33 protein-coding genes are annotated in these 25,224 nt (G+C 34.7%); 32 read left to right on the top strand and 1 reads right to left on the bottom strand.

Translation table 11 applies throughout. The features are described 5' to 3' along the window. Nucleotides 1-12: 12 nt before the first annotated feature. From BW961_RS01565 to BW961_RS01420, 30 genes are all read left to right on the top strand, one after another. Nucleotides 13-855, top strand: a complete 843-nt coding sequence (locus tag BW961_RS01565) for a TlyA family RNA methyltransferase (RefSeq protein ID WP_068589840.1) — start codon at nucleotides 13-15, stop codon at nucleotides 853-855. 100 nt (nucleotides 856-955) lie between these two features. Continuing rightward, nucleotides 956-1,438: a hypothetical protein gene (locus BW961_RS01560; RefSeq protein ID WP_068589842.1), complete on the top strand. Its 483-nt coding sequence runs from the start codon at nucleotides 956-958 to the stop codon at nucleotides 1,436-1,438. 25 nt (nucleotides 1,439-1,463) lie between these two features. Next, nucleotides 1,464-1,913 (top strand): transcriptional regulator AhrC/ArgR, encoded by a 450-nt coding sequence (gene ahrC / locus BW961_RS01555; protein ID WP_068589844.1) that lies wholly within the window; start codon nucleotides 1,464-1,466, stop codon nucleotides 1,911-1,913. Between the two features lie 49 nt (nucleotides 1,914-1,962). Next, the gene (recN, locus tag BW961_RS01550) at nucleotides 1,963-3,687 is read left to right on the top strand and encodes a DNA repair protein RecN (RefSeq protein WP_068589847.1); all 1,725 of its coding nucleotides are present in this window, start codon (nucleotides 1,963-1,965) and stop codon (nucleotides 3,685-3,687) included. Nucleotides 3,688-3,800: 113 nt separating this feature from the next. After that, entirely contained in the window at nucleotides 3,801-5,132 is a 1,332-nt protein-coding gene (spoIVB, locus tag BW961_RS01545; protein ID WP_068589852.1) for a SpoIVB peptidase, read from the top strand. A 202-nt stretch (nucleotides 5,133-5,334) separates the two neighbouring features. Further along, the gene (spo0A, locus tag BW961_RS01540) at nucleotides 5,335-6,138 is read left to right on the top strand and encodes a sporulation transcription factor Spo0A (protein ID WP_068589853.1); all 804 of its coding nucleotides are present in this window, start codon (nucleotides 5,335-5,337) and stop codon (nucleotides 6,136-6,138) included. Between the two features lie 438 nt (nucleotides 6,139-6,576). After that, nucleotides 6,577-7,914: an AbiJ-related protein gene (locus tag BW961_RS01535; RefSeq protein WP_068589855.1), complete on the top strand. Its 1,338-nt coding sequence runs from the start codon at nucleotides 6,577-6,579 to the stop codon at nucleotides 7,912-7,914. 47 nt (nucleotides 7,915-7,961) lie between these two features. Then, entirely contained in the window at nucleotides 7,962-8,180 is a 219-nt protein-coding gene (locus BW961_RS01530; protein ID WP_068589857.1) for a hypothetical protein, read from the top strand. 218 nt (nucleotides 8,181-8,398) lie between these two features. Continuing rightward, entirely contained in the window at nucleotides 8,399-8,590 is a 192-nt protein-coding gene (locus BW961_RS01525) for a hypothetical protein (protein ID WP_068589859.1), read from the top strand. Between the two features lie 56 nt (nucleotides 8,591-8,646). Then, a complete protein-coding gene (locus BW961_RS01520) occupies nucleotides 8,647-8,841 on the top strand; it encodes a hypothetical protein (protein ID WP_139331504.1) in 195 nt (64 codons plus the stop codon). Nucleotides 8,842-9,106: 265 nt separating this feature from the next. Then, the gene (locus tag BW961_RS01515; RefSeq protein WP_068589863.1) at nucleotides 9,107-9,316 is read left to right on the top strand and encodes a hypothetical protein; all 210 of its coding nucleotides are present in this window, start codon (nucleotides 9,107-9,109) and stop codon (nucleotides 9,314-9,316) included. Between the two features lie 719 nt (nucleotides 9,317-10,035). After that, nucleotides 10,036-10,857, top strand: coding sequence for a hypothetical protein (locus BW961_RS01510; protein ID WP_068589864.1), 822 nt, complete (start codon nucleotides 10,036-10,038; stop codon nucleotides 10,855-10,857). 176 nt (nucleotides 10,858-11,033) lie between these two features. Then, nucleotides 11,034-11,219 carry a hypothetical protein gene (locus BW961_RS01505; RefSeq protein WP_068589866.1) on the top strand — a complete coding sequence of 62 codons (186 nt, stop codon included), beginning with the start codon at nucleotides 11,034-11,036 and terminating at the stop codon, nucleotides 11,217-11,219. Beyond that, nucleotides 11,216-12,532, top strand: coding sequence for a hypothetical protein (locus tag BW961_RS01500; RefSeq protein ID WP_139331502.1), 1,317 nt, complete (start codon nucleotides 11,216-11,218; stop codon nucleotides 12,530-12,532). The genes BW961_RS01505 and BW961_RS01500 overlap by 4 nt, the downstream gene beginning before the upstream one ends. A 290-nt stretch (nucleotides 12,533-12,822) precedes the next feature. Then, complete coding sequence (locus tag BW961_RS01495) at nucleotides 12,823-13,014, top strand: hypothetical protein (protein ID WP_068589870.1); 192 nt, start codon at nucleotides 12,823-12,825, stop codon at nucleotides 13,012-13,014. A 273-nt stretch (nucleotides 13,015-13,287) separates the two neighbouring features. Continuing rightward, entirely contained in the window at nucleotides 13,288-14,514 is a 1,227-nt protein-coding gene (locus BW961_RS01490; protein WP_068589872.1) for a hypothetical protein, read from the top strand. A 1,209-nt stretch (nucleotides 14,515-15,723) separates the two neighbouring features. Continuing rightward, nucleotides 15,724-16,062, top strand: a complete 339-nt coding sequence (locus tag BW961_RS01480) for a hypothetical protein (protein ID WP_068589876.1) — start codon at nucleotides 15,724-15,726, stop codon at nucleotides 16,060-16,062. Nucleotides 16,063-16,341: 279 nt separating this feature from the next. Then, entirely contained in the window at nucleotides 16,342-16,959 is a 618-nt protein-coding gene (locus BW961_RS01475; protein WP_068589878.1) for a hypothetical protein, read from the top strand. Nucleotides 16,960-17,164: 205 nt separating this feature from the next. After that, nucleotides 17,165-17,584 (top strand): hypothetical protein, encoded by a 420-nt coding sequence (locus BW961_RS01470; RefSeq protein WP_068589880.1) that lies wholly within the window; start codon nucleotides 17,165-17,167, stop codon nucleotides 17,582-17,584. 58 nt (nucleotides 17,585-17,642) lie between these two features. Next, entirely contained in the window at nucleotides 17,643-17,948 is a 306-nt protein-coding gene (locus BW961_RS01465; RefSeq protein ID WP_068589882.1) for a helix-turn-helix domain-containing protein, read from the top strand. A gap of 79 nt (nucleotides 17,949-18,027) precedes the next feature. Next, nucleotides 18,028-19,020 carry a hypothetical protein gene (locus tag BW961_RS01460; RefSeq protein WP_068589885.1) on the top strand — a complete coding sequence of 331 codons (993 nt, stop codon included), beginning with the start codon at nucleotides 18,028-18,030 and terminating at the stop codon, nucleotides 19,018-19,020. Between the two features lie 80 nt (nucleotides 19,021-19,100). Beyond that, on the top strand, nucleotides 19,101-19,547 hold the full coding sequence (locus BW961_RS01455; RefSeq protein ID WP_068589887.1) for a hypothetical protein: 447 nt from the start codon (nucleotides 19,101-19,103) through the stop codon (nucleotides 19,545-19,547). Between the two features lie 67 nt (nucleotides 19,548-19,614). Continuing rightward, entirely contained in the window at nucleotides 19,615-19,983 is a 369-nt protein-coding gene (locus tag BW961_RS01450) for a hypothetical protein (protein WP_068589888.1), read from the top strand. Between the two features lie 28 nt (nucleotides 19,984-20,011). Continuing rightward, nucleotides 20,012-20,173, top strand: coding sequence for a hypothetical protein (locus BW961_RS30250; protein WP_156510164.1), 162 nt, complete (start codon nucleotides 20,012-20,014; stop codon nucleotides 20,171-20,173). Nucleotides 20,174-20,210: 37 nt separating this feature from the next. Further along, nucleotides 20,211-20,582 carry a DUF2513 domain-containing protein gene (locus tag BW961_RS01445; protein ID WP_068589890.1) on the top strand — a complete coding sequence of 124 codons (372 nt, stop codon included), beginning with the start codon at nucleotides 20,211-20,213 and terminating at the stop codon, nucleotides 20,580-20,582. A gap of 53 nt (nucleotides 20,583-20,635) precedes the next feature. After that, on the top strand, nucleotides 20,636-21,109 hold the full coding sequence (locus tag BW961_RS01440; protein WP_068589896.1) for a hypothetical protein: 474 nt from the start codon (nucleotides 20,636-20,638) through the stop codon (nucleotides 21,107-21,109). Between the two features lie 53 nt (nucleotides 21,110-21,162). Further along, nucleotides 21,163-22,224 (top strand): DUF4238 domain-containing protein, encoded by a 1,062-nt coding sequence (locus BW961_RS01435; RefSeq protein WP_068589897.1) that lies wholly within the window; start codon nucleotides 21,163-21,165, stop codon nucleotides 22,222-22,224. A 270-nt stretch (nucleotides 22,225-22,494) separates the two neighbouring features. Further along, nucleotides 22,495-22,968: a hypothetical protein gene (locus BW961_RS01430; protein WP_068589899.1), complete on the top strand. Its 474-nt coding sequence runs from the start codon at nucleotides 22,495-22,497 to the stop codon at nucleotides 22,966-22,968. A gap of 168 nt (nucleotides 22,969-23,136) precedes the next feature. Next, nucleotides 23,137-23,529, top strand: a complete 393-nt coding sequence (locus tag BW961_RS01425; protein WP_068589901.1) for a hypothetical protein — start codon at nucleotides 23,137-23,139, stop codon at nucleotides 23,527-23,529. A gap of 92 nt (nucleotides 23,530-23,621) precedes the next feature. After that, nucleotides 23,622-23,846 carry a hypothetical protein gene (locus tag BW961_RS01420; protein WP_068589903.1) on the top strand — a complete coding sequence of 75 codons (225 nt, stop codon included), beginning with the start codon at nucleotides 23,622-23,624 and terminating at the stop codon, nucleotides 23,844-23,846. 87 nt (nucleotides 23,847-23,933) lie between these two features. Here the strand turns inward: BW961_RS01420 and BW961_RS01415 are convergent, their stop codons facing one another. Next, nucleotides 23,934-24,206, bottom strand: coding sequence for a helix-turn-helix domain-containing protein (locus BW961_RS01415; RefSeq protein ID WP_068589905.1), 273 nt, complete (start codon nucleotides 24,204-24,206; stop codon nucleotides 23,934-23,936). Between the two features lie 179 nt (nucleotides 24,207-24,385). Between BW961_RS01415 and BW961_RS01410 the strand changes: the two genes are divergently transcribed. Beyond that, nucleotides 24,386-24,766: a hypothetical protein gene (locus tag BW961_RS01410; protein WP_068589907.1), complete on the top strand. Its 381-nt coding sequence runs from the start codon at nucleotides 24,386-24,388 to the stop codon at nucleotides 24,764-24,766. Nucleotides 24,767-24,932: 166 nt separating this feature from the next. After that, on the top strand, nucleotides 24,933-25,154 hold the full coding sequence (locus tag BW961_RS01405; RefSeq protein ID WP_068589909.1) for a hypothetical protein: 222 nt from the start codon (nucleotides 24,933-24,935) through the stop codon (nucleotides 25,152-25,154). Nucleotides 25,155-25,224: the final 70 nt, after the last annotated feature.

Genomic DNA, 25,224 nt, shown 5'->3' with positions numbered 1-25,224 from the left:
TCAGGTGAATATATGGAAAAAGAACGTATAGATATACTGCTTGTCGAGCAGGGGTTATATGATAGTCGCGAGAAAGCTAAGGCAGCTATCATGGCGGGATTAGTATTTGCTGCTGAAGAACGGATTGAGAAACCAGGAATGAAGATTCCAAGGGACGCAGCGATCAGAGTCAAGGGTGCTGTTCATCCTTACGTAAGCAGGGGTGGATTGAAGCTGAAGAAGGCTATCGATAGTTTTGGGATTGAGCTCCAAGATGCTGTGATGCTCGATATTGGCTCTTCAACCGGTGGTTTTACCGACTGTGCGTTAAAGCATGGTGCAAAGAACGTATATGCGATTGATGTGGGAACCAACCAATTAGATTGGTCTCTTCGCAGCGATGAGCGGGTTTATGTTATGGAGAAGACTAACTTTCGATATATGACTCCAGAAGATTTAAAAGGACCTATTCCGAATTTTGCTAGTATTGACGTGTCATTTATTTCACTTCGAATTATTTTGCCACCTCTAATGGCACTATTGAGCCAACCCTCGAGTGTTGTAGCTTTAATAAAGCCGCAATTCGAAGCTGGTCGAGATAAAGTGGGTAAGTCAGGTGTAATTCGCGATACTGCGGTTCATAAGGACGTTCTAAAGACGGTTCTATCATTTGCTGAAGAATTAGGTTATCGCCTGCAAGGGTTAACTTTCTCACCCATTACGGGCGGGGAAGGTAATATTGAATTTCTAGCCCACTGGGGGTTAGATACATCTAATCGTGATGGAATTCCAATGGATAACGTAAGCATGAAGGAACACATTGATCGCGTTATTAACGAGGCGACACATACGTTTAAGGGGAACTCATCTAAATAGATGGGTTTCTTTGCTCATCTTTGAAAAAGGCATAGCCATTTTCAAATTGAAAAAAAGGTTTTTTTTAAGGTCTCACGAATACATCTACGAGGTGATTCGCATGGGAGGACGAGCTGATCTATTCATGATGGCTGTCATAGGAATTCTGCTTGTTATAGGTATTGTTTCTTTACTGACGAGGTGGTTTCAGAAGCCCGTAATTGATCGCAGCTTAAATATTCCCTTTAATGATTATATTCCTGAGCATCCAGCCGTGGATTTTTTGCAAAGTAAAGGGTATGAAGTGATGGGTGGACGTGTCAAGATCCCCCTTTATTTCGAAGTCAATCATGAGGATTACTTTAGTAGGTTGTTTATTGATTATGTTGTATCCGATGAAGCTGGAGCTGTGTATCTGGTCAAGACAGCGAAGAAGCGTTTACCTTTGGAATGGACAGGTAGTTCACTAAGAGATCGTCTCTTACCTTACTTCTTACTTTATCCAGACTGTGCCGGAGTAATATATATGGATCTAAATGAACGAGAAATACGGCATATCTATTTCGAGTGGGATGAGGAAGAATGGAATGGATATGATAGTTAATTATTAGCACAAATAGGAGGCATTTATGAAGGGACAGCGACATATTAGGATTCGTGATATTATTACGCATCGCGATATTGAAACTCAGGATGAACTGGTAGAAGCGTTAAGGGAGTCGGGGTTTCAGGTGACGCAAGCGACAGTATCACGAGATATTAAAGAATTAGTTCTCATTAAAGTACCGACGGAAGATGGAAGGTATAAATATTCACTTCCTACGGACCAGCGTTATAATCCTGTTCAGAAATTAAAAAGAGCGCTCGTAGATAATTTTGTTCATATTGATCATACTGGCAATCTCGTTGTAATGAAATGTCTTCCAGGAACAGCCAACTCCGTTGCGGTCCTGCTGGATAATATGGAATGGAATCAGATTATGGGCACCATCTGTGGAGATGATACCATTCTTATGATTTGTCGGTCTGAGGAAGACAGCGAGTATGTCATCAAACAAACGTTAGGTTTTATTTCATAGAAAACATGCTAATGAGTAAGGCAGTAAAGAGCCAAAGGTGGGATTATTCATGCTGGTAACGTTATCCATTCGAAATTTAGCTGTCATTGAAGCAATTGACGTACATTTTTATCCGGGTTTCCATGTGATTACCGGAGAGACAGGTGCAGGTAAGTCCATTGTCATTGATGCGCTTGGTCTATTGGCGGGGGGCAGAGGTTCTGCAGATCTCATCCGGTATGGCTGTAATAAAGCTGAGATTGAAGCATTGTTTGAACTTCAGGAAGGGCATCCAGTATGGGATACACTTGTTAAGATTGGTATAGAAGGTGATCATGAAGAGCATTTAGTTATTCGACGTGAGATTACGTCCCAAGGTAAGAGCACTTCTCGAATCAATGGACAACTCGTAAATCTTACAATGCTTCGTGAAGTGGGAGAACAACTGGTTAATATTCATGGTCAACATGAGCATCAGAACTTACTGCTCCCTGAAAGGCATTTGAATCTTCTAGATACATATGGCGAACAAGTTATTGGTCCTTTGAAGCAAGGTTATCAGGAGAAATATTCAGCGTTTATTAAAGTGGAGAAAGAACTTCGAGAACTGCAGAATTCTAGTCAGAAAGCATATCAAATGTTGGATCTATATCGATTTCAATTAGAAGAGATTGCAGCAGCACAATTAAAACCGGGTGAAGATGAATGGTTAACCAATGAAAGGGTTAAGCTATCACATAGCGAAAAAATGATGGACTCTGTTACAGGAGCACATGAGATTCTTTATGGGCACAAAGGCGTAGGTTCTATTAGCACTGCAATCACCCTTTTAAAAGATATCATTCATTATGATGAGTTGGGACTTAAGCCTTTACTTGATCAACTTCAATCCGCTTATTTTCAATTTGAAGATGCGGCATTTCAGTTAAGGGATTATCGTGAGAATATTGAATTTAATCCTGAGCGTTTAGAGGAGATTGAACAACGTCTAGATATGATTACCACGCTTCGTCGAAAATATGGCGACAGCGTTGAACAAATTCTAGCTTATTATGAGAATATTAAGCAGGAAACGGATTTGTTGGAGAATAAAGATGAGCGTTTGGAGAGCCTTCGTGAATTGCGCGATGGTATGCTTGAAGGTCTACTTCAATCGGCCTATAAATTAAGTCAGGCTAGACAACAGTGTTCTGAAGAGTTGGCTTCGCAGGTTGAGAGCGAACTGAAAGATCTTCAAATGGAGCGGACTTCTTTGCAAGTTAAGCTTGATCTGCTTGAGGATCCACGTGGATATGATGTGGAAGGTCATAAGGTAAGATTAACGAAGCAGGGAATGGATAACGTTGAATTTATGATATCCCCCAATCCCGGAGAGCCGCTAAGACCTCTTGGTAAAATTGCTTCAGGTGGAGAGCTATCGAGAATTATGCTCGCGATGAAGACCATCTTTGCACGTCATGATCAGATTCCTGTACTTATATTTGATGAAGTGGATACAGGTGTTAGCGGGAGAGCAGCCCAGTCGATTGCTGAGAAGCTCTTTAAGTTGTCAGGGACGTGTCAAGTGTTCTCCATTACCCATTTGCCGCAAGTCGCTTGTATGGCAGATCATCAATATTTAATTGAGAAGAACATTCAGGATGGACGGACGATGACACAAGTAGAAAATCTGTCTGATCAAGGTCGGATTGAGGAACTTGCGAGGATGTTGGGTGGCGTCGAAATCACTGAAAAAACGCGTCATCATGCCCAAGAGATGTTGAAGTTGGCGGAAGCGAGAAAAGCTGTCAGATGAGGGAACGGAGTAATGATTGACAGTAATAAAAGCCTGAGGGCGGGGTTATCTTAAAGGTACGCAACGGCGACCACTTTCGTCAAGCGAAAGAAACCAGGGGAGTGTGATAGCCATTGAACTCCAATCTCAGGAAGAAATTACTAGGTTTATTATCCGCCTTCTTTCTGTGTTTTCTATGTACAAGTGAATCTGTACACAGTTATGCAGCATTACCTAATGATGTAAGATTATTTACTGGCGATTCATCCATGTTTCAATTAGCAGTTCCGGTGAACACCCACGCATCTGTGGACAGGCCTGATGTACTTCAATTAAACGGACTGACACGTCCTACGTTGCAAGTGGCCCCTAATCATTCTTTGCGACTTAGCTCACAACAAAGTGGCAATGCGCGTCTTACCCTGAAATTATTCGGAACCATTCCTATTAAAACGGTACGGATTCAGGTTGTTCCTGGATTGAAAGTGATCCCTGGCGGACAAACAATCGGAGTAAAAGTGAAATCAGCGGGAATTCTTGTTGTTGGACATCATTTAGTTAACGTAAGAGAAGATCGTCGTGTCTCTCCAGGTGAGAATGCAGGTATTCAGTTAGGTGATTTAATGACTCATATGGATGGCGTCGCCCTAACCGACATAAGTAAAGTGGCTACGATGGTTGAAGAAGCTGGAGTAGGGAAGAGAAAACTTGATATTTCCTTTAAAAGAGGAGATTTAACCTTATCAACCAAACTTACTCCTGCCTATGACGAAGAAGACAAAGCATGGCGGCTTGGCCTTTATATCCGTGATTCTGCTGCGGGGGTTGGAACGTTGACCTTCTATGCTCCAGATCAAGGCGTATACGGTGCACTTGGACATGTGATCACGGACATGAACACGCAGACTCCTATCGTTGTAGGTAGTGGTCAAATTGTTCAGTCAAACGTAACTTCAATTTCCAAAAGCCAAGACGGTGAACCAGGTGAGAAACGAGCTCATTTTCTCAAGGAAAGTAACATCCTTGGTAATATTGTAAGTAATACGCACTTTGGAATTTTTGGGAAAATGACTCAAAACCCCGAGCACAGTTTATATAAGGAACCTATTCCCGTTGCTTTTGCTGAAGAAGTAAAGGAAGGGCCTGCTGAAATATTAACTGTCGTGGATGGACAGCAGGTTGAACGATTTAAAGTAGAAATTGTGCATGTTGCACGTCAAGATGAGCCAGCTACGAAAGGCCTTGTAATAAAGATTACTGACCCGAAACTTATAAGTAAGACGGGCGGGATTGTACAAGGAATGAGTGGAAGTCCCATTGTTCAGAATGGTAAGCTGATTGGTGCCGTTACTCATGTGTTTGTAAATGATCCGAAATCCGGTTATGGATGTTTCATCGAATGGATGTTACAAGATTCCGGGGTAATGCAGAAGTCGGGTCAACCTGAAAACCTTAAGGCGAGTTAGCCTTAAGGTTTTTTTGTCATAAATAAACGAATGCAGTCATACTTTGTAAATAAATAATTAATTATAAATGAAGTTAATAAAAAAATAAACAAAAATAATTTTCGACAGAAGGAATTGAGAAAGGGATGTCGAAAGTTATGTCTAGAGAAGAAAAATTATCACAGTGTGCCAATTATCAACATAAACCAAGGAGGAACCAACAGTGCAAAAAATTGAAGTGTTGTTAGCGGATGATAACAGAGAGTTTACAAATTTACTTGCCGAATATATTTCGGAGCAAGAGGACATGGTTGTTACCGGAATCGCCTATAATGGCGAGGAAGTGCTCAATATGATCAATGAGTCTAGAAAGGCGCCAGACGTACTCATCTTGGATATCATCATGCCGCATCTGGATGGCCTTGGTGTACTTGAACGCCTACGTGAAATGAACATCTCTCCACAACCTAAAGTTGTCATGCTGACGGCATTTGGACAAGAGAACATCACCCAAAGAGCAGTGCAGCTCGGAGCCTCTTATTACATTTTGAAACCATTTGATATGGAGGTTCTTGCGAACCGTGTTCGTCAATTGGTGGGTCAGCAGAACGTGAATTCATCAAGCTTGTCCATGTCTAACCACAGATCTAATGTACTTCCTTTAGGAAAAGGAAAAAATTTAGATGCTAACATTACATCCATCATTCATGAAATTGGTGTTCCTGCACATATTAAAGGATATCAGTACCTGCGAGAAGGTATCACCATGGTATATAACAATATAGAAATATTAGGAGCGATTACGAAGACACTTTATCCTGCAATCGCTGAGAAGTTCAAAACAACGCCTTCCCGTGTGGAACGTGCCATCCGTCACGCTATTGAAGTGGCCTGGACACGCGGCAACATCGACTCCATTAGCCACCTGTTCGGCTACACGATCAATATAAGCAAGTCTAAACCAACGAACTCGGAATTTATAGCGATGGTAGCTGATAAGCTTAGAATTGAGCATAAAGTTAGCTGAGAGTGGGCTACGATTGACTTTTCGCCTTGTATTCGGTCGCTAATTCGGTGAATTTACGTAAGTTGCAGCGCTGTCGTTCCGATAAACTACAGCGTCGCGATGCGGATAAGTTTTGGACTTTATACTTTGATAAATGCGTGAGTTTGTCGGACGTTTAGTTGAGGGTAATAGTAACGTAATTGAATAGTAAAGACAAGTGGGCGTTCTTTCGTTGTATAGCGGATGGACGTCTTTTTTGCATTCTATAATATGAATTCATTACCAATCATCATTGGTTGGGATTGGCTTTTTTAATTGGTTTTAATATTAAAAAAACCAGAACTCGCATACTTTCGTACTATCGGGCATGGTAATATTAACCTATAATATAAATGAAGAGAGAGTTTTGTCTCTAAAGTATTTAAAAAATTTAAAATAAACTAGTAACTGGGGTATAGTATGACTCTTAAGAATCTAATTAGTGGTATAACTTCCGTGTTAACTACCGAAAAATCGATGTACCTTCCGGATGTTTGCTCTCGCTATGGGCTTGAACATGGAGATGTTATCGAGATAGGAAATAGTAGAAGGATTTATGTAGAGAAACGTTTAAAGGGGAAAGACCAGTTATTTCTTATTGATTTAGCTAAGCGAGTAGCGAAGGATTATAACGATACTAATTTATATAAAGTTCTAAATATGCTTGCTCCTAGTGGCGTATTTATGATCACTCAATTGACAAGAAACAATATATTGAAATATCTGTTAACTCAAGGTATAGAAGGTGAAATGGATTTCATTGAGTTTTTGCAAAGAACTTGGGATTTAGACGAAATGGCTTCAACTGATCCACGCTATTCGAATGCTAGAGAAGATATTGTACAACATGTGCTGGCAAACTCTGATTGGGATGAGCTTTTCCTATATGAAAATATTCTTGAAATTTACAATATTTCAGATGATCAATTTATAAGATTCATTGAAAATACAGTACATCCTAGAGTTAGAAAACAAAATATAAATGAAATAATTGAAGTGCTGAATGTTTATCTTGCTAATGACGGATACAAAATCGTTATAGTTGATAAAATGTCTGGGTATGCAATCTACTCAGTGATTAAGACATCAGAAGGAGTAAAGGGTTCGTTTAAAAATCTTATCTTTGCAGCCGATGGATTAAAACCGAAGATAGTTATTAGCGATTCGATAAATAATGATATTAAAATTGTTGAAAATGAAGAGCATTGTTTAGTGTATGATGAGCCAATATTATCGGGTCTTAATTGGAAAGATCTAATTAAGTGGTGGGGAAGAAATAATATAACCTCGGATACAAATACGTTAGAGAAAACTCTTTACAAACGGTTACTAAAATCATTAGATTCAGAGCCAGAGGAAAAGCTGTTTTATTATTACTTTGAATGCTTTAGAAATATATTAGGAGATGAATTTCCTGCGTTAATACCTCAAGTATACCTACACTATGATCCATATACAGTAAAGAAAATGAATGGGACAAACCATTTATTTAGACAGAGGATGGATTTTCTTTTGTTATTGCCCAATAATATCCGAATAGTCATAGAAGTTGATGGAAAACAGCATTATTCAGATGAAACTAAATCTTCACCAAAAAAGTATGCAGACATGATGGAAGCCGATAGGGATCTGAGATTGAATGGATATGAAGTTTATAGGTTTGGCGGTCAAGAATTTGTTGATTCGAACAAACAAAAGGATTTAATCAATAGTTTCTTTGTCAGACTATTTAATAAGCATAGTATTCTTAAAAGGTGAGAGGAGAAAAAGAACCTAAACATTTTTCTGTTTAAGGAGGGCTATGCATGACCAATATAATCGTAAATTACAGTGTAAATCGTTTGGCTGGAACAGGTAGAATAGTTTTAGATCAAAAGTCAGTAGCAATACAGACAGACTGTGATCTAAATGATGAAACTGCTTTATATAATCTAGAAAAATCAAAGATTAGTTCGATTGAGTGTTTACCAGAAGACGAAATTAAAATACTTGGATTTATGAGAGTGAATAACCAGAGAAGGTGATCGCCATCTATCAAATTAAGAGGAATTATAAAATACTACTAGCTACTGTTGCTTTATTTATTTTAATATTGGCTGTAAAAAATCCTACCGTATCAAGTGAATATGCTGCTGACTTTATTACTGGGTGTTTGCAAGCGTTGGTGGAATTTATTTCAAGAGTCGTAGATTTACTTCGCTTTAAGTGATCGGAGATTACAACCTTTATTAGGAGGTAGGACATGAGTGAGCAAAATAAGAATGATGGTAGCGGTATAAGTAGGGCTAAAAACATACCACGTACAAGATGTAAGATTTATATGATAAACGATGAAGAGACAAATAAGAAGCTAATCAGTAATTTTGAAGACATAATGGTAAAAGCCTTCGTGCATTATATCCAGAGTGAGCGTGATAAATTGGGTGGCAAATAATTAATTGATTTTTAGAATGAAGGTGGCGATCAATAGAAATGATAAGAGACTCTATCTTGTTTGACGGAGAGATTTATGATTATAAAAAAAATGAAGATGGATCAAAAATTTTATCCAAAGAGAGGAATGAGAGAGGATTTAAAATATCAATAGAGGTGTCTGGTGATAAAGAAGAACTGGCTAGAGGAATACAAGCAGTAAAGGATTTCTATGTAAAATCAGATGTACTCTTACAGAAGCTGAAGAAATAACATTTAGTATCAAAAAATCCTAAATAAGATCAATTCAATCAGATAATTAATTTAGCGGATTTGATAAATACAATAATATGTACAGGTAAAGATACCTTGACTATGATGATATTGCAATTTTTTTATACACAAGTAAAGTTGTAAGCCCATGAGGGATAATCTCAAGGGCTCTTTTTTCGTATGTATTACTCATCATCGTTACGTCTTCGATCGGGCAATAGATATTAGATGATCTATTCCGTTATGCTAAAGGAGGTAACACAAAATGAGACAAGCTACACGCCATCCAAAAGGCTCTCAATCAAAGATACTTATCAATGGACGGTTTATATTTCGAATCGTTAAAGAGGATAGTAGGGGCTTGTACATCCAATATGACAAGCAGAGAGTAGAAGTTAAGCCCGATCCATACTCGGCTAATTATCTTGCTAATCAGTTATTGAGTGTCGAATTAGACACATATATTGGGAATTAATGATCTTTTTCAACTTAATTAGACACTATTCGACACTAAAAGAAGATAATAACTCACAAATCGACAAAAATGCATAAACGAAATCGTTTGTCAATCTATATTATTGATGCTCAAACTTGTCTATCTTTTTTGTTTGGCAGATTGTATGCTTGGATTATCAACAAACAAACAAACTACAGGGGCAAATAACGTAAGCAAAATGATAAGACAGGTGACTGTTTTTAGCAGATGGTGTGTGTTACGTATTGGCATGTTGCTCAGTGATGGTAAAATAGCGTTACATGGTGTCACGCTATCAGCGCATGCTAACAAGAGAAGGACTAACGAAATTAAGACAAAAGGAAGGAAATTATTAGATGATCACATTTACGAAAACAGCAGCCTTGAATTAAAATGAAGACGGGGAGAATCAGGAGGGTAACAAAAATTTTTAGACAAATAAAAATAATCTTGACAAATTGCATATCAAGTGTATTATTATTCAAGTGCGAGTTTAATATAGAAAAAAGAAAACTCTCATTATTTAATCTATTAGATTAGAGGTGATTATAATTAATCTTTCCCTAAATTTATTGAACTTAATTAAAATTTTTGGGTAAAGGTGTGTGGTTTACATTTGTAAAGTAATAATAGCATGAAGGAGAACTGGATGCAAGTGAGTGAAGAAAATTTTTTTAATGTATTCAGTTCAACTTTAATCGAAAAAAAGGAGGATTATATTGATAAAAGATAAATTGGATGTAGAGTCAGAGATTGCAAGGGGTTATCAACAAAGATGGCGAGAGAAACGATTTCAAGAAGACTTTGCACTACAGTGTTTGTACGAGAGTTGTTTTAATGCTTATGGTCGTGGAAAGGAAAATTATCCAAACAAAGCATATAAAAATGTGAAATGTGAATGGGAAAGCGGAAAAGATATGTTTTATGAGTTGTCAAATGATGATGTATTTATAACTGAATGGAGAAAGATTACAGCGGTTTACATTGCGAGTGATTTTAATTCAGGGCTTAGACCTGTAATCAGTCGTAAAGGGGATCAAGGAGATTACAAAAGGGGAAATATTGAAATCTTAAGTAGAGAGGACAATCTTAGGAACGCTACGAGCAAAGAATGTGTATTGATTGTCATAAAAAATACTAGAGTTGAACACATAAATAAATATGTGTCGATTAGAAACGCATTACTTCAACTAAAAGAAATTATTGGATTTGATTGTGGTCACAATGTAAGAAGAATGATGGACACTGGAGTCATTCATACAGCAGGACAAGATAATCAAGGTAATGACTGGTCATTTATCTTTCAATCGAAGGAAGGCAAGACTCCAATACCCACAGGTATACCTAAATATTTGAATGTTATTAGCATAGAGCGATACTGGGTAGATTTGGATTTGGTTGAGAAAATGAGCAAAGAGGAAGAATTGTCTTATCTTCGAACTCAAGTACCAATTCAAACGACTCAATATGAAGTCCCTCATGAATACATTTGGATTAATATGAAGAAAGGAAACTCAACTAAGATAGCCAATTGTTCCTAATTGAAACGAGACTATATACAATTTTAGCAGAAAACATAGTTTGACGAAGGATAAAAATATCTAGTAGTAAAATAAGCAATTATACGGGAAACGATATATCAAGTTTTATACATATTGGGGAGCGGGATATTCTTATTCTGATTCCCGCTCCCCTAATACAAAGGGGATAATAAACAATGAAACTGACAATTAATTTTAAAAACGGAACTACAGCAAATGGATGGTGTGATTATACATCTGAGCAAGTACAGCAAGTTATTGATTCACTTTCAAAAGGATATGAAGTGAGATTAAATCATAGCACTGATAAACCATTCACCTTTCAGGCAAATGACGTAAAAACAATCACGGTGAAAATATGAGTATGTGCTTTTACCTTGGCTATGATGATAAAGCAATGATATTTGCTGATACAAGGATATCAACTGAGAAAAATGGCATTTCCTATTATTTAAAAGATGGCATGGAAAAGTTAAGGCAATTCGGTAATAAGGTTGTATTTTGTGGTGGAGACTTAAACATTGCTAATCTGGTATTCAATTTTATTGACGATCAATGCAGTATTGAAGATATACAAGAAGTTGCTATTGATTGCTTTGGAACTAGCAAACGAGAGTTAGCCGTTTATGTCATGCAACAAGCGAACAATAAATATCATATGTATCAAATGGCATCACAAGATGGATTTAAGATTGATCATTCGGTTATTGAAGATTATGACGTTGGAGTGAGTGGGGCTAATTGTGATGAAGCTCTAGAATATTTTGGTAATCGTATGGGTCAGATGTCTCCATTAGATGCAATTAAACAATCCTATCAGCATGTTGCAGATAATAAGGTTGGCGGTGAGTTGATTATTTATACTCTATCAGGCGGTGATATTTCAAAGGAGATCTTTGACATTGAGGATAATAAGCCATTAAGACACTGGAAAGATCATCACTCAGTTTCCCATATTGATATGAGTGGACAAGCTATATTTAAAAAAGTGAAAATTACTGATGGTAATAATACGATGCTTATGGATTCTACCATACGTAAATTCTATATGAATAATTGGGATATCGAAGGTGTTGGATCTCTTGATGCTCAATTTATCCAAGCAGGAACGCTAACGGCTGAAGATGGATTTATTAATAATCTTACGGTAAATGCACTCAAAACACTTGATCAATCGGATGCTATTGGTGACAGTGTAGACTATGTTTATGCAAAAGAGAAGTATATTAAACTCGTCACGGGGACTATTACTAACCGTGAGCAAGCACAAGATGGTAATGGAAATCTACTGTATTGGACAGATGGAAATAAAACAATGCTTACTACTCAATCAACATCATATCCATTTTATGACCTTACATATGATCCAGTAGATAAATTTAAACTCTATTTACAAGGTCAAGGTGTCGATTCCTTCCCTGTGATGGAATTAGGCAGAGGTGACGGAGTTACTGCTACTAGCGCGCGCGCTTTTATCCAGAAACCAGCAGACGGTTTAGGCATAAGCTATCACCGAAGCAATACAGGAGCAATACGAGAAGTTGAATTAACTGATATTGGTATTACGATCAAAGCGCATGACAATGGTAGTATCACCATAGAAGGAAAGAATGTCAGTGTGGTGGCTCATGACAAGATAAGCTTATCAGCTCCAAATGGGTATGACTTCTCATAATTGAACAACACTGGAACAGGTCTATATGGCTTGTTCCGATTTTCTAGGATTAGGTTTTCACTCTCCAATTGTGGAGGTTGAAAAATGGTAAGAGGATAGCACGAATTTGTGCTTTCAGATTAACTCATTTCCTTTTTAGATTTGACTATTGACAACTATATTGTAAAGGTGGAAAGTACTGCTGAGATTGTTCGAGGGATAAATAACTTAGCAGTCTATCCTTACAAGTGAAAACCTCTAGCATAAACTAGACAAGGAAGGTAATTTCAAGAAACGGAGGATAGGTGAAAATGGAAAGTAACACAATTTTTATTCACTCAAAGAGAATGGTTGGATGGTTGCTGATGAATGGAATCACTCATTATAAAGTTGTTGATGACAAAAAACATATCGGAAAAAATGTATATCTTTATCATAAATCAGACTACATAGCATCACTCATGGAAAGAATGCCATACCCCCAAATGATGTCATTAAAGTGACATTAGATTCCACCATACCCCCAAAAAATGTCCTGTTTGTGACATAACCATACCCCCGTTTCATGTAACTTTAATGACATAACCATTACCCCAAACAATGTCATTTATTGGACGGTAATTGGGGTAATATTAACAGAATACTTATAAACAGAAAACTTACTAACAGAAGGGAATAGCAGGTTAGTTATTCGCTTATGCTTGGTAAAGGTCAGAAGATAAGATCAAAGGCACAATTATATTTATTGTTTTCTATTATTCGGAGGTTACTATGAAATGTTAAATGAAAAAGGTTTTATTAAATTTTATAATGTTTTTATGGAAAAAGGAGTATATAAACTCTCTCCTATTCAATGGTATTTTTATTCACTGGTTGCTTGTAGATGGACGCCATTCTTGGATGCAACTGAAACGTCTGTAAGTATGCTTAGTAATATTCAAACTTATTATAATGATAAGCCAAGCAGAAACAAAGACAATACATTAAAGCATCTTGTAGCGTTGAAGGAAAAAGGTGTTCTGAATTTTGATTACGATCCTCTTATTGATAACTATGATAAATTGATTACCGTTACGTTTACAGACTTTACTCGTCATGAACAAATTAAATCTAGTCTATACAATAGAACTGATGTACCAGATGAATTATATTTTATGTGTATACTACATCGATTCAAAGATGGTTTTTCTCATTCTATGAATAATATGAAGGATATACTGGACTGCAATATTAAAACAGCGGAAAAGGACATTGCTTCAATGAAGGAAAAGAAACTCATACGATATGTTCAAGGTAAATCAGTTTATACCAAGTGTGGAAAATATGAACGAGAACCTAATACATATTTTATTCGTGGAATTGATGAACAGGATGTTCTAGATGTTCCAGAAGAGATTACTTTACTTCCCGATGTTTCAGTTGATGAACTAATCATTCAATATGGAAATTGGAAGGGGGGCAGCAATCTAATTGAAAGTGACTATATCTATTATGCACAACAGATGGACAATCCTGAGTTTATGAAGGTTGCTGAGTCTAAAATAAGCAGAATAACTAATAAGAACACCAATGAAAAGGCTGTATGTACAATTGAATCAGAAATTGAAAAAGCAATGGATACGGTTGAGCGGAAACGAAGATCGTTGATAAGAGATAAAAAGGATAAGATTGCTAAAGAACATGGATATTTCTTTGTTTATGATGATGGAAGTTTCGGTATTCTCGAAGATAATCCTGAATGGTATACGTTTAAGGATATTGGTACTGATTCAATAAATAAACGAGACTTAGACAAGGAAGAAAATGTAGAATTAAAAGAGTTTATTATTATGAAGATCAAGGAGTATGGGGAATTAGATTATGATTTATTAGTAGATATTTATAAACAGTTTCGAGTATTGAATGGAATTGAAACAATAGAAGAAGTTAAGCCTGATAAATCTTATACATATGTACCAAAGAAGAAAAAAGATGGTCTTGATATTAGTGAATTGTTTGCGTAAACGGTTTATTCAGTTGCTTTTTTATTTGTCATTAATATATCAGGAAGGTGCAGCGTTTAAAGGGGAAAGCTATTGATACAACAATAAATTTTACCGATATTTGTATTCTGATAAGAATAGGTTACTTGTTCAGTAATAGGATTCTTTTCATTACATTAATAATAAAGATATGAGTTATTAGCAACAATTCGAAGCGTCTAGCAATAGGCGCTTTTTTGTAATCCTTAACCAGAAAAATGTAATCATAGACATGGTAAGCTGTGGTATCCCTGCTATTTATAACACTAAAAAACGGCTTAAAATGGACAAGTATAACCGTAGGTCTGGGAATTGACTTTAAGACAAATTGCATATCTGGCAAGGCTTTCTTCAGCTTGCGGAAAACTTCTCCCTTACTAGTCTAAGTACTCAATCCATTTTTGCCAAGGACATTGTGTTCCTCCCAAATACAGATTCAAATAGTTCATCTTTTTCATTACCTTTAAATCATGATTTCAATCTCTTTTTTTTGTTTTACTTGTATTTTCGAGATCGCAGTGTAACCAACATCTTAATAGTTAGCGATCATTCTCAACCCTTCTAAAATCCATCCTAAGCCATTCCTATTTGATAGGTGGATTTAATAGATTCAGAATAATAAATCAATTCAGCATATCGCTAAGTGTCTAAAATGTCGTGTTAGAGGAACTGTTAATATACTGATAAATATTATTGATTAGAATTTCCGAACTGTGTGGATCAGCTTTCTATGAATGATTTGATTGAACCTTAGAGATGCATGAGAAATGAGCATAGAATATATCGCTCTTTTTTGAGGCTTATCACGATGAAAATTAATTATTGAATTTGGAAAAAAATGAAGTTAATAAAGAAACAGATGAGGCTAATTATGAAAGTGTTTTATATCTTACTCTTAGCGATGCCAAGCTTTTAAGACAGTACAAGATTTTATTGATAAATGTATTACGACATGATCAAAGAGTGATTCCTTGGGGATTGAATTTAATAGTTGAATTGATAACTTTATCTTTAAAGTAAAAATACATATTGAAATTTATATGGTGTTGTTTAGTGCATTATTGAGAAAAACTCTATAAAATGCTTATTTTAGTACATCAGCATTTTAGATTGTAAATATCAGTTAAAATGATATAATTTTCTTACTATATTTAGTGATGATATCAATGATGAAAGGAGTGTCTCTAGCTAGTGGGAGAAGAATCCAAAGAATTTAAATTTATGAAAAACCTTGCCAACGAGCTGCTTATAAAGCATTCAAGACATGTAGAAGATAAGATTAAACTGTTTGAAGAGATTGAAGGTTTATCTATGACACTAGAACCAATGGAAGAAATTGAAGTTTCAGATTTAAATAAAGTGATGGATGCACTAAAACATTTATATAAGGGTGTTGTCTTTGATAAAGAAACTGATACTCATTATTTTTTCTATTTGAACAGTATGGAATTTCCTATAAGTGTTGATAAAAAAACAAGACAAGTATTTCAAGATGAAGATCCAGTTGAAATTCTGATAGTCCCAGAGTAGAAAGAAGCCTAATCTAATACATATTTGTCTTAATAAAACCAGTCTTTCATTAGAAGCGTTTAAATATTTAATATATTAGATTTAACTTGAAGCCCTGAGAGTAATTGTCTCAAGGCTTTTTATATAGCTGTAGTATGGACTTTTTTTCCTACATTGGAATAATCGCTATTTTATGCTGTTTCAAATCTAAAAGCCGCACTACCATACTCAAATACTGTTAACGTGGTAAAATAATCCTATACATTTTGATATTTATTATAGGGGAAGGTAATTACAATTATGAAGCCATCTTATTTAATCTCTACGATTTTACTTACACTGATAACTAGTGCATGTTCCAATAGTGTAACTAGTACAACTGAAGTATCAAAACCAGTAAAGTACTCTATAGCCACTCCATCACAAGATGAGACTAAAGAAGTCATACCTCCAAAGCTAGGAGGAAGACTTGAAGATTTTGAAGGTAAATACGATAAGTATGACTCACACTATAGAGACAGCTATACATTTGAAAATGATAACGTCTTTGATGTTTCTATTAACACTGATCTTGAAATGGTCAATGAGGTATCAGTGACAGGATATTCTGGCGATTATTTTTTACCCATTGAACGGGCATTAAAAGAAATCAATGAGTTCTTACCGTCCGATTCAGTAAAAATAGCATCCAAAGAAGATAACGGTGTGCTGTATATCGCTTACGAAAGCAAAATGATAGCTGAAAAGTTTGAAAACATGTATTCGGAAACAGAAGCAATAAACAAAGGTAGAGTTCTAATTAGAGCTAATGAAGGTAAGGAAGGAAGCGGGGTACGTTCAGAGGCAGCAACGAATGTTAGAATGACAGTAGGGATAGAATCTAGTGAGGAAAAGGAATTAGGATTAAAAAAAGAGTAGATTGAATCAAACACGGATTTTACGCAAAGTTTGATTTAACAACAAGAAAGGAGTGAACATCATGAGTTCAGTATTATTTATTGTAGGTTGGACTATAACTGGAATCTGCATCGGAGGTTTAATTGTGGTTTTGAAAGCTAGGTTTAAGAAGTAAGAGGCAGTGTTAATAAGAGTTTTTATTCAGAAGTTGAAAAGAGGTGAATGTTTGTCAACTCCAACCCAAAAGAGATTTAACAAGGAAATGACGCAGATAAATAAAGAGTCAAAGACCAACGATAAGGTCTACAGTTATATCCAAGATAAATTTATATCAAGTTATTATGAAGCGAATTCCAATGGGCGTCAAAGAGTAAAAACGCTTAATAAGTATAAATATTCTATTGTCATTACTGCTGCTCTTTTTTGTTTCCTTGTTTTTATAGCAGCCCCATACAGCAAGATAACAGCCATTCCTGTCACTTTTATGCTTTCATCAATAATCCTAATTCCTTTTGGACTAATACATCCTTCGTTAGCATTTCTCGATGGAAAGTCTAGGTTTACAGTGGTATGGGTATATGTGTTGCTTTTTATTGTTTCTTTCATTTTAATTGGATTGTCCCTCGGCGTCCGTTTTGAAGGATAGGTTCGGTATAGATGACTATCAAATATTGATTTCAACAGCATATGGAGTTGATAAATACATGACGTTTGGTAACAGACTAAAAACACTGCGAAAGCAATCAAAAATGACTCAAAAGGATTTAGGAAATCAGTTAGATGTAGGTGAAATGACCATATCTGGCTATGAATCTGGATCAAGAGAACCCAACTTCGAAAGATTAAAGAAGATATCAATTATTTTTAATGTTACAACTGACTATTTATTATTTGGCGAAGAGTCAGCATCTATAAAGAATGTATACTGGGAAAATAGAGCTAGAGAATTTGAAACTGAAGTTGAGAGACTGTCCGACGTGGTTGCACAGATAATAGGAATTTTGAATTAATGAAATACTAGTTTCATTAAATGCTTAGTAGTATCTAAAAAGGTTTTTTAGATCATAGAAGGTAGGTTGGGTCGAATACATGAAGCATTCATTTAAAGTCAATCGTAACATAATTATTACAACAACGTGTTTCATTATAATGCTAGTTTTTCTGAGTATCTTAAAATGGTCTTTTAGATTAGAGGCATATCTTCACCCAAGTACACATCGACTGGAAGCAGAGATTCGTCACTTTTGGTTTTCAACATTAAGGAATAGTTCAATTGTCTTGATTCTATTTATGATTATTTTTATTTTCATTACCCATTATGGTTTAGGTTATTTATTTAAAAAGAGAAGTGTCAAGGGAGACCATCCACAACTACTCTTATGGACAGGTCTAATTAGTACTTTTATTGCTTTTACATTGTCCACTGCAGCTCAGGATGTAAGTTCCAATAAAGACAGTAAGCAAAAAGCTACTGGTATTCTACAAGCCGCAAAGGAAGCTACAGATATGGGGGAAGAAAGTACTAGACAAATTTTAGTTAGTGCTATGATCAATCTTCATAATAATGAAACAGTTAAATTTAAAGAATTACAAAAGGATATTAACAACCCAATACACCTCATACCTGAAAGTGGAGATTTATTTAGTATTGTGTCATCTTCTGACCCAGTAACTCAAGATCCACTTAACGAATTTATGTATTCTCAAGACCCTAGCTATTGGTCAAGGTACGATCCAACCAGTAGTGACACGTTAAGTAACTTAAAAGAACTTGAGAAGGTTATTTTAAAATATGATGCATTTAGCAAAATGTTAGAAACAAAAATAGCAAGCTTGAGTAATTACCGTATTTATTACTTCGAGTACACTATAGATATGAACAGCAAAATACAGGAATATTATGATAATGTCATAAGCAAAAAAACTTTGAAAGATTATGTCATTAAAGTTAACAGTAGTGGATATTACCACTACGAAGGAGATTTTGGACCTTACATTGTATCAAGACGGTTTGGAGAGTACGATAATCAGCATTTCCGAATTAATGAAATAGGTACCTTTAATAGTTGGACAAAAGAATAAGATCGTTAATTAAATAACAGAAAAAGCTCATATTTAGGAAATAAAAGAGTTGTTTTATCTGAAAGGATGAGATGGAATCATTGAATAGACTGTTCCTAGGAAAAATGAAAATGTTAGTTCATTGTCATACAGGTCTGCCTCTAATAGAACTTGATATTGACTACTATGAGAAAACCACAATGTTTATGGGTTATAACTTGAACGAAAAACTTATAGCATATAATTTACCAATGTACGAACTAAATAAGAGCCAAATTCCTGAGTTAGTGCATCTTTCATTAGAGGAATTCTTTGAAATAGCAGTTTATCACGAAATAGGACATCATCTTGATTACATTGCAAACCCGAATAGGAAGCTATACAGAGAAATACATGTTGACGATGCGACCAATGAGTTTATGCTTGAAGGTGAACTCAATGCTAATAAATATGGTAGGGATCTTGTACCTGACTCCCTGATAACCTATTACGACATTTTGAACCAATTCAATATAGAGAAGTACAATAAAATAGCAAATGAAACCTGAATTTTATAAGGATTCATCTAAAAGAAGAGTGAAGTATTTTAGGTGTAATAAAAGGGAGGAAATCAAAATGGAGAAACGTAATAAAGTAGAAATGTTTTCTGAAGATATAAATATCAACATCGAGGGGAAGAGTGATATATTTGGCGGCGTAGATTTAAGTGTGAAAGCAGCTCGTGAAATAATTGAATCACTTGATTTTAAGTTTGCGTATGAAACTGTCGGAATGGAATATTCTCAAATAGCTCATATTCAATTAGTAAGTTCAATAGGCAGGTCAATAAAGAATTTAGGTTTTTATCCTGACGAGATGCCAAATATTGAAGTAATTCAGCATTTTTTGAACTGGTTTATAGATGAAGCTAAACTTCATGAAACCGAAAAATATGCAACTTTGTTGGAAGAAGATGAGGAAGATGAATCAATTACATTCTTTTAAAACGATGATTTCGTAGGAGGTGAGTTAAGTGCAAAAAGCATTGGTTGTTAGTTGGTTCACCGAAAAGAAAAATAATCTTGAAGAGTTGAACAATCTATTAAATGATGGTTGGAAAATAGTCTCTCAGAGTCCTATGGGTGGTGGTGGAGGCAGAAATGACGTAGTGTCGTTAGTTATATTGGAAAAATGACTACATGAAATGACGATTTTAAAGGGAGTGAATGTTAATGAAAAGAGATATGGAAGTGATTATCGAAACGCTAAAATTCATTGAAGAGAACAATGAGAATAATCCCAAATTGGTTATAAAATTAGATAATCAAGAATTTGGCTTGGTTCAATATAACGTAGGTCTTATGTTTGAACATGGATTAATTCACGCAACGCCAGTTAAAGTATCGGGGAGTAGGGTGGTTGAATATTTAGTTAAGGGGTTGACATGGGAAGGACATGAATTCTTAGACTCGGTAAGAAATGATAATGTATTAGAGAAAGCCAAATCACTCGCTAAGGAAAAGGGTAGTAAATTGTTTGACTTACCATTTGAAATTATTAAAGGGTTAGCAGTGAAGGCAGCACAATCGTATTTCTTGGGGTAGTAGATAAAAATGATTAATGATCAAATAATACTTTTATGTGGAGATGATGCAATTTGATCATTCGTGATTCAATTTGGCAAAAAAGATTAGACGCTGAAGTAAAAAAGTTTCTAAAAAAGCCTGCTATAAAACTAAATGGAAATAAACAATTGTTACCTATTGCTGCTGGAGTTTATATGTTTTCTTCAGAAGACGATACTGAGTGCTACTATGTTGGAAAAGCTGGAGATATCCAAGGACGAATATTTAATGGGCATCTAACTAGAAGCAAGAGAAAGGATAGGGTTGGTAACTTAAGAGATTATTATTATAAAGCACCCCTAAAGAATTCTTTACTTGGCTGGTCAAATGCAGGTACTTCTGAAGAGAATCCTGAGTGCTCATATGAGGATCAAGCCCATGATCTATTGTTAAATAAATTGAATTTCAGGTGGGTAGAGATAGGTAATAGTCGATTTAGGGGAATGTTTGAGTACTACCTAACCAGTATATTAAATGCGAAACATTCAATTGATAAAGACGTATAGGATAAATGAATTCATTCAAGAGAACATTCGATCTCGTATTGGAGGTGAATATTATGGCGGAAAAGAAAAATCAGCATTTTGTACCAAGGTTTTATTTGAAGTATTTTTCACATGAATTAAATGGAAAATTTCTTAGCATATATAATATCCCTAAAGAAAAATATATTCTTAAAGGAGGATTGCAAGGGCAGGCATCCAAAGATTATTTTTACGGTAGAGATTTGGTGATTGAGGATGCCTTAGGCGAAATAGAGTCAGAAACATCAAAATTGTTCAATCTTATGTTACACACACATACGACACCAAGCTATGGTTCTGAAGCGCACTATACTTTATTAGCTTTTGTTTTAACCCTATCCTCCAGAACTGAACAGACAGGAGATATGATAAACGAAACAGTAGATAAACTGATGAAAATTATATTAAGAGACGATGAAACATTTAAAGAGCACTTGAATTATGTGAAAATTGGCTATGAACATCCTACTTTAATGTCCCTGAAAGCAACAGCAGAGAACTTACAAGTCCTCCAAGACCTGCGTTTTAAATTTATTGTAAACACAACGGATACACCATTTATCACTTCGGATCATCCAGTTATAAAATACAATCAATTTTATGAACGTCTAAATAAAATAGGTGGACATACAGGATTTGCATCTAAAGGATTACAAATCTTCTTTCCTATGTTACCAGATCTATATATGGTGTTTTATGACTCAGATGTTTATGGAATTGGGAGCAGAAAAGAGGAAGTTATAAGTGTAAGTGATGAAAAAGATATAGAGTTTTTAAATTTGTTACAGTTTACAAATGCACATAAAAATATATATTTTAATGAAAAGTTCACTCTTAAGGATTTAGAAAGTTTGAAATCGAAAGGAGTAGGTTTCAGAAAAAAATCACTCACTAATGTTGTCGAATATAAGTCTGCAAACAATGATCTAGCCTCACTTCTACATACCTATTCAAATGATACTAAAATTGGTCTTAAACTAACTTTTGTAAAGGAATTAAGGAAGGCGAAAAAATATGAATTAGGAGATAGTGTTGTCCATTATCGAAATAAAGAACTCGTAGACATGGTTAAAGAAGAAAAAGGGAGGTATTTCTAATACTGAGATAGATGAGACCGCAGTAGAAAAATTAACGTGAGAAAAAAAGTAGATAGAGAAAAAAACGGTGATTGAACAAGTATGAGCGAAAATGGATATGGCACTTTTAAAATTATTAGATAAATACCAAAAAGAGAAGTTGGCATTAAATTAATGTGGTAAAATAGTCCTGAATGTTAAAAATTAACAATCAATGCTGTGTAAATATTGGGATTATGCTGATAGATGGCATATTTTTAATATTAAACTACGTAAAAGTGAGGAATAAATATGTCGATTGATCCAGTCTTAGGCACACTTGCAGGAACTCTGCTAGGTATGTTTGGAGCTTTCCTTACAAACATCCATAAAAAACGTGCCGATGAGAAAGATGCACTTAGAAAGAGAACTTGGGAGAAAGAAGATAGAGATATTTCCGAATTAAAAGATATGAAAAATATTAAATACGAAGTGTACAACAATATTTTAATGAAAGATGGAGAGGTGATAATTGTTACTAATGCTGGCAATCGACTTTCTTTTGACTTTATTAGTTATTCAAAAGAAATACGTCCTCTCTTATTTAAAAAATATCATTTATTGGATTTAGATGTTAAGGATAAGGTCAAAAAGATGGACAAAAAAATTGCAGCTATGGCTTTTAATGAGGAAGCTACAGGATATGATGAAGATGATATTTCATCTGATTATTATAGACTAATTGAAATGATAGAAAATAAGTATGAAGATCAGAAAAAATTGTAATAGAAATATCATATGACTCTAAATGATTTTGTTGATGGCGCAACATAATAAACATACGATATATTAAGGGTTTAGTCTTTCTAAGTGAAATTGAGAAGATAAGACTGAGGAATTTTTTTAAATGACTGTAATTAGGATTAACATTTTTTATAAAAGGGAGGTTATTTTATGCTTGATAGGGTACAGGTCATGTCTCGTTTATTAGATATTACCGCAGAACACTATGGTAAAGCTGATGTATCAATTAATAGTTTAATTAATCTAATTGAAGATATCGCATTTCCTTCACATTTCTATGAGAACATTACAAATCTTACAGATCCAATTGATAAATTTTGTCCTCATGAATTTGAAGATGAATTAGATAGAAAAATTTGGTTCTATAAGCAGGAGTTTTTCTACGAAATACTAAATTGTATTGATTTTAATACTTCTGACAATGTCAGTGAAGAAGAAATAGAAGATCGTAAAGTAGAATGTATAAATGCTTTACTATTTTGGGAGGATTCATTACAAAGGTATGATAAAAAATTTAGAAAACGAAACTTTAAAGTTTTGTAATAATTCACTAAGAGAATCGGGGAACTGGAAGAATAAATAAACTATATACAATATAAATTAGTAAAATAATTCTACATTGGAGAGATGCTGTAATGGTTAAAGCAGAAATAGAAAAGTATATTCTTTATAATTACCCAGATGTTAAATCGGAATGGGTTGGAGAGAAAGGCAATGAAGCGCAGTATTTGTATGTCCCTAAAGGTTTGATGCCAGAAATAAGTGAGTTTGTTAGGGATAATGAATGTATAGTCTCAACATTGGGTGATTGGAATAAAGATATTGACTATGAAGCAATCAAAATTGTAGGTAGAGCTTAAATGTCATTACGTTTCGAGATTTGATAATTAAAGAATAGTATAAACTTAAAGCCCTGAGACTAATTATCTCAAGGCTTTTTGTATTAGTTAATTACGTGATCCAGTATCAACAGTCAATAACCCATCAATGCTATATTTTAATAAATCCGAAATATCTATAAAACCTTTTCCTTGTTTACTAGAAATTTCATTTAGTGTATCCAATATTTTTAACAAAGTTTCTAATTTAATTGCTTTTGTTTTTCCTTCGGTCATTTCACTAATTAAATTGGGTCTAAGTTTAGATTCAACAGCCAATTTGTTCTTTGTAATATCTAATTTAGTTAATACTTTATCAAGAGTGATCTCAATCTTAGACAAATACAACTCCTCCTTTAGTTACTAATCTAATATATCATATATAAGTTATTGAAAGTAGATAATTGTTATTAACAAAACTAATTTAATTTATGTATTTACATTTAACTAATAACGATATATAATAAGTTTATCGAATAAAGTTAAACGAAAAACAATAGATTTAAAGGGGATTGATACATATGACAATCATGAACGTTATTATTCCAACAGGTACTATTATTAACGAAAACAAAATGAGCGTTCGCTATGCAGATGGAATGCACGATATATTGCTCGAACTGAAAGATGGAAGCATGAAGCCTTTACAGCTTCTACTTGATAAAGCATCTGAATCCAAAGCATATTTTATCCAGTTTATTAATAGCTTGGAACTGGTATATAGTACACCTTGGCTTGTTAGTTGGATAGATGAGTATTTTACAGATGCAATGGCAAAGGTGTTCTTCGATAAATTTTGGAATGGATCATGGGAAGTTAGAGCTCTCTATACAGCAGCGTATGAAGAGCTACCAAGCATAATTGATGATATGAGTGATTGTATTAATTCTTTTGCTCATTAAGAGTATTTTAGTAGGGGAAGAACACTCATTAGGATTACGCTATAAAAAAGTACTGGAGAGGGTAAGAATGCACTTTTGTTCAGGAAAAAGGATATATGGAAAGCTGTTCTTGAGAACAGTAAACGGAAATTGGATTGAAATTAAACTGCTTGTAGGAGAGGACTAGATGAAAGAAGAACAACTTTATAAATGTCATTGCAATCTTGTAAATAAGATTTTTAAATGTTTCTATTTAGACAGAAAAACGATGAAAGAAATTGATATATCTGCTACTAATTATAATGCATTAATTAATAGAGCATCTAATCGAAAGCTAACTTCCCATAAGGAACTGTTAAGGATAAGAGAAAAATTAAAAATGATTCGGTTACTTCGCAGTCGCAGTTAACGAACACTAGGTTCAGATAGAAGAATAGTGAAATAATATAATCCACTCAATAAAGGTGATATTGGAATCG

The organism is Paenibacillus macquariensis, from assembly GCF_900156375.1.
GTDB lineage: Bacteria > Bacillota > Bacilli > Paenibacillales > Paenibacillaceae > Paenibacillus_AQ > Paenibacillus_AQ macquariensis.
Note: the sequence above shows the minus strand (reverse complement) of the source record. Positions and strands in the feature narration are given on the sequence as shown.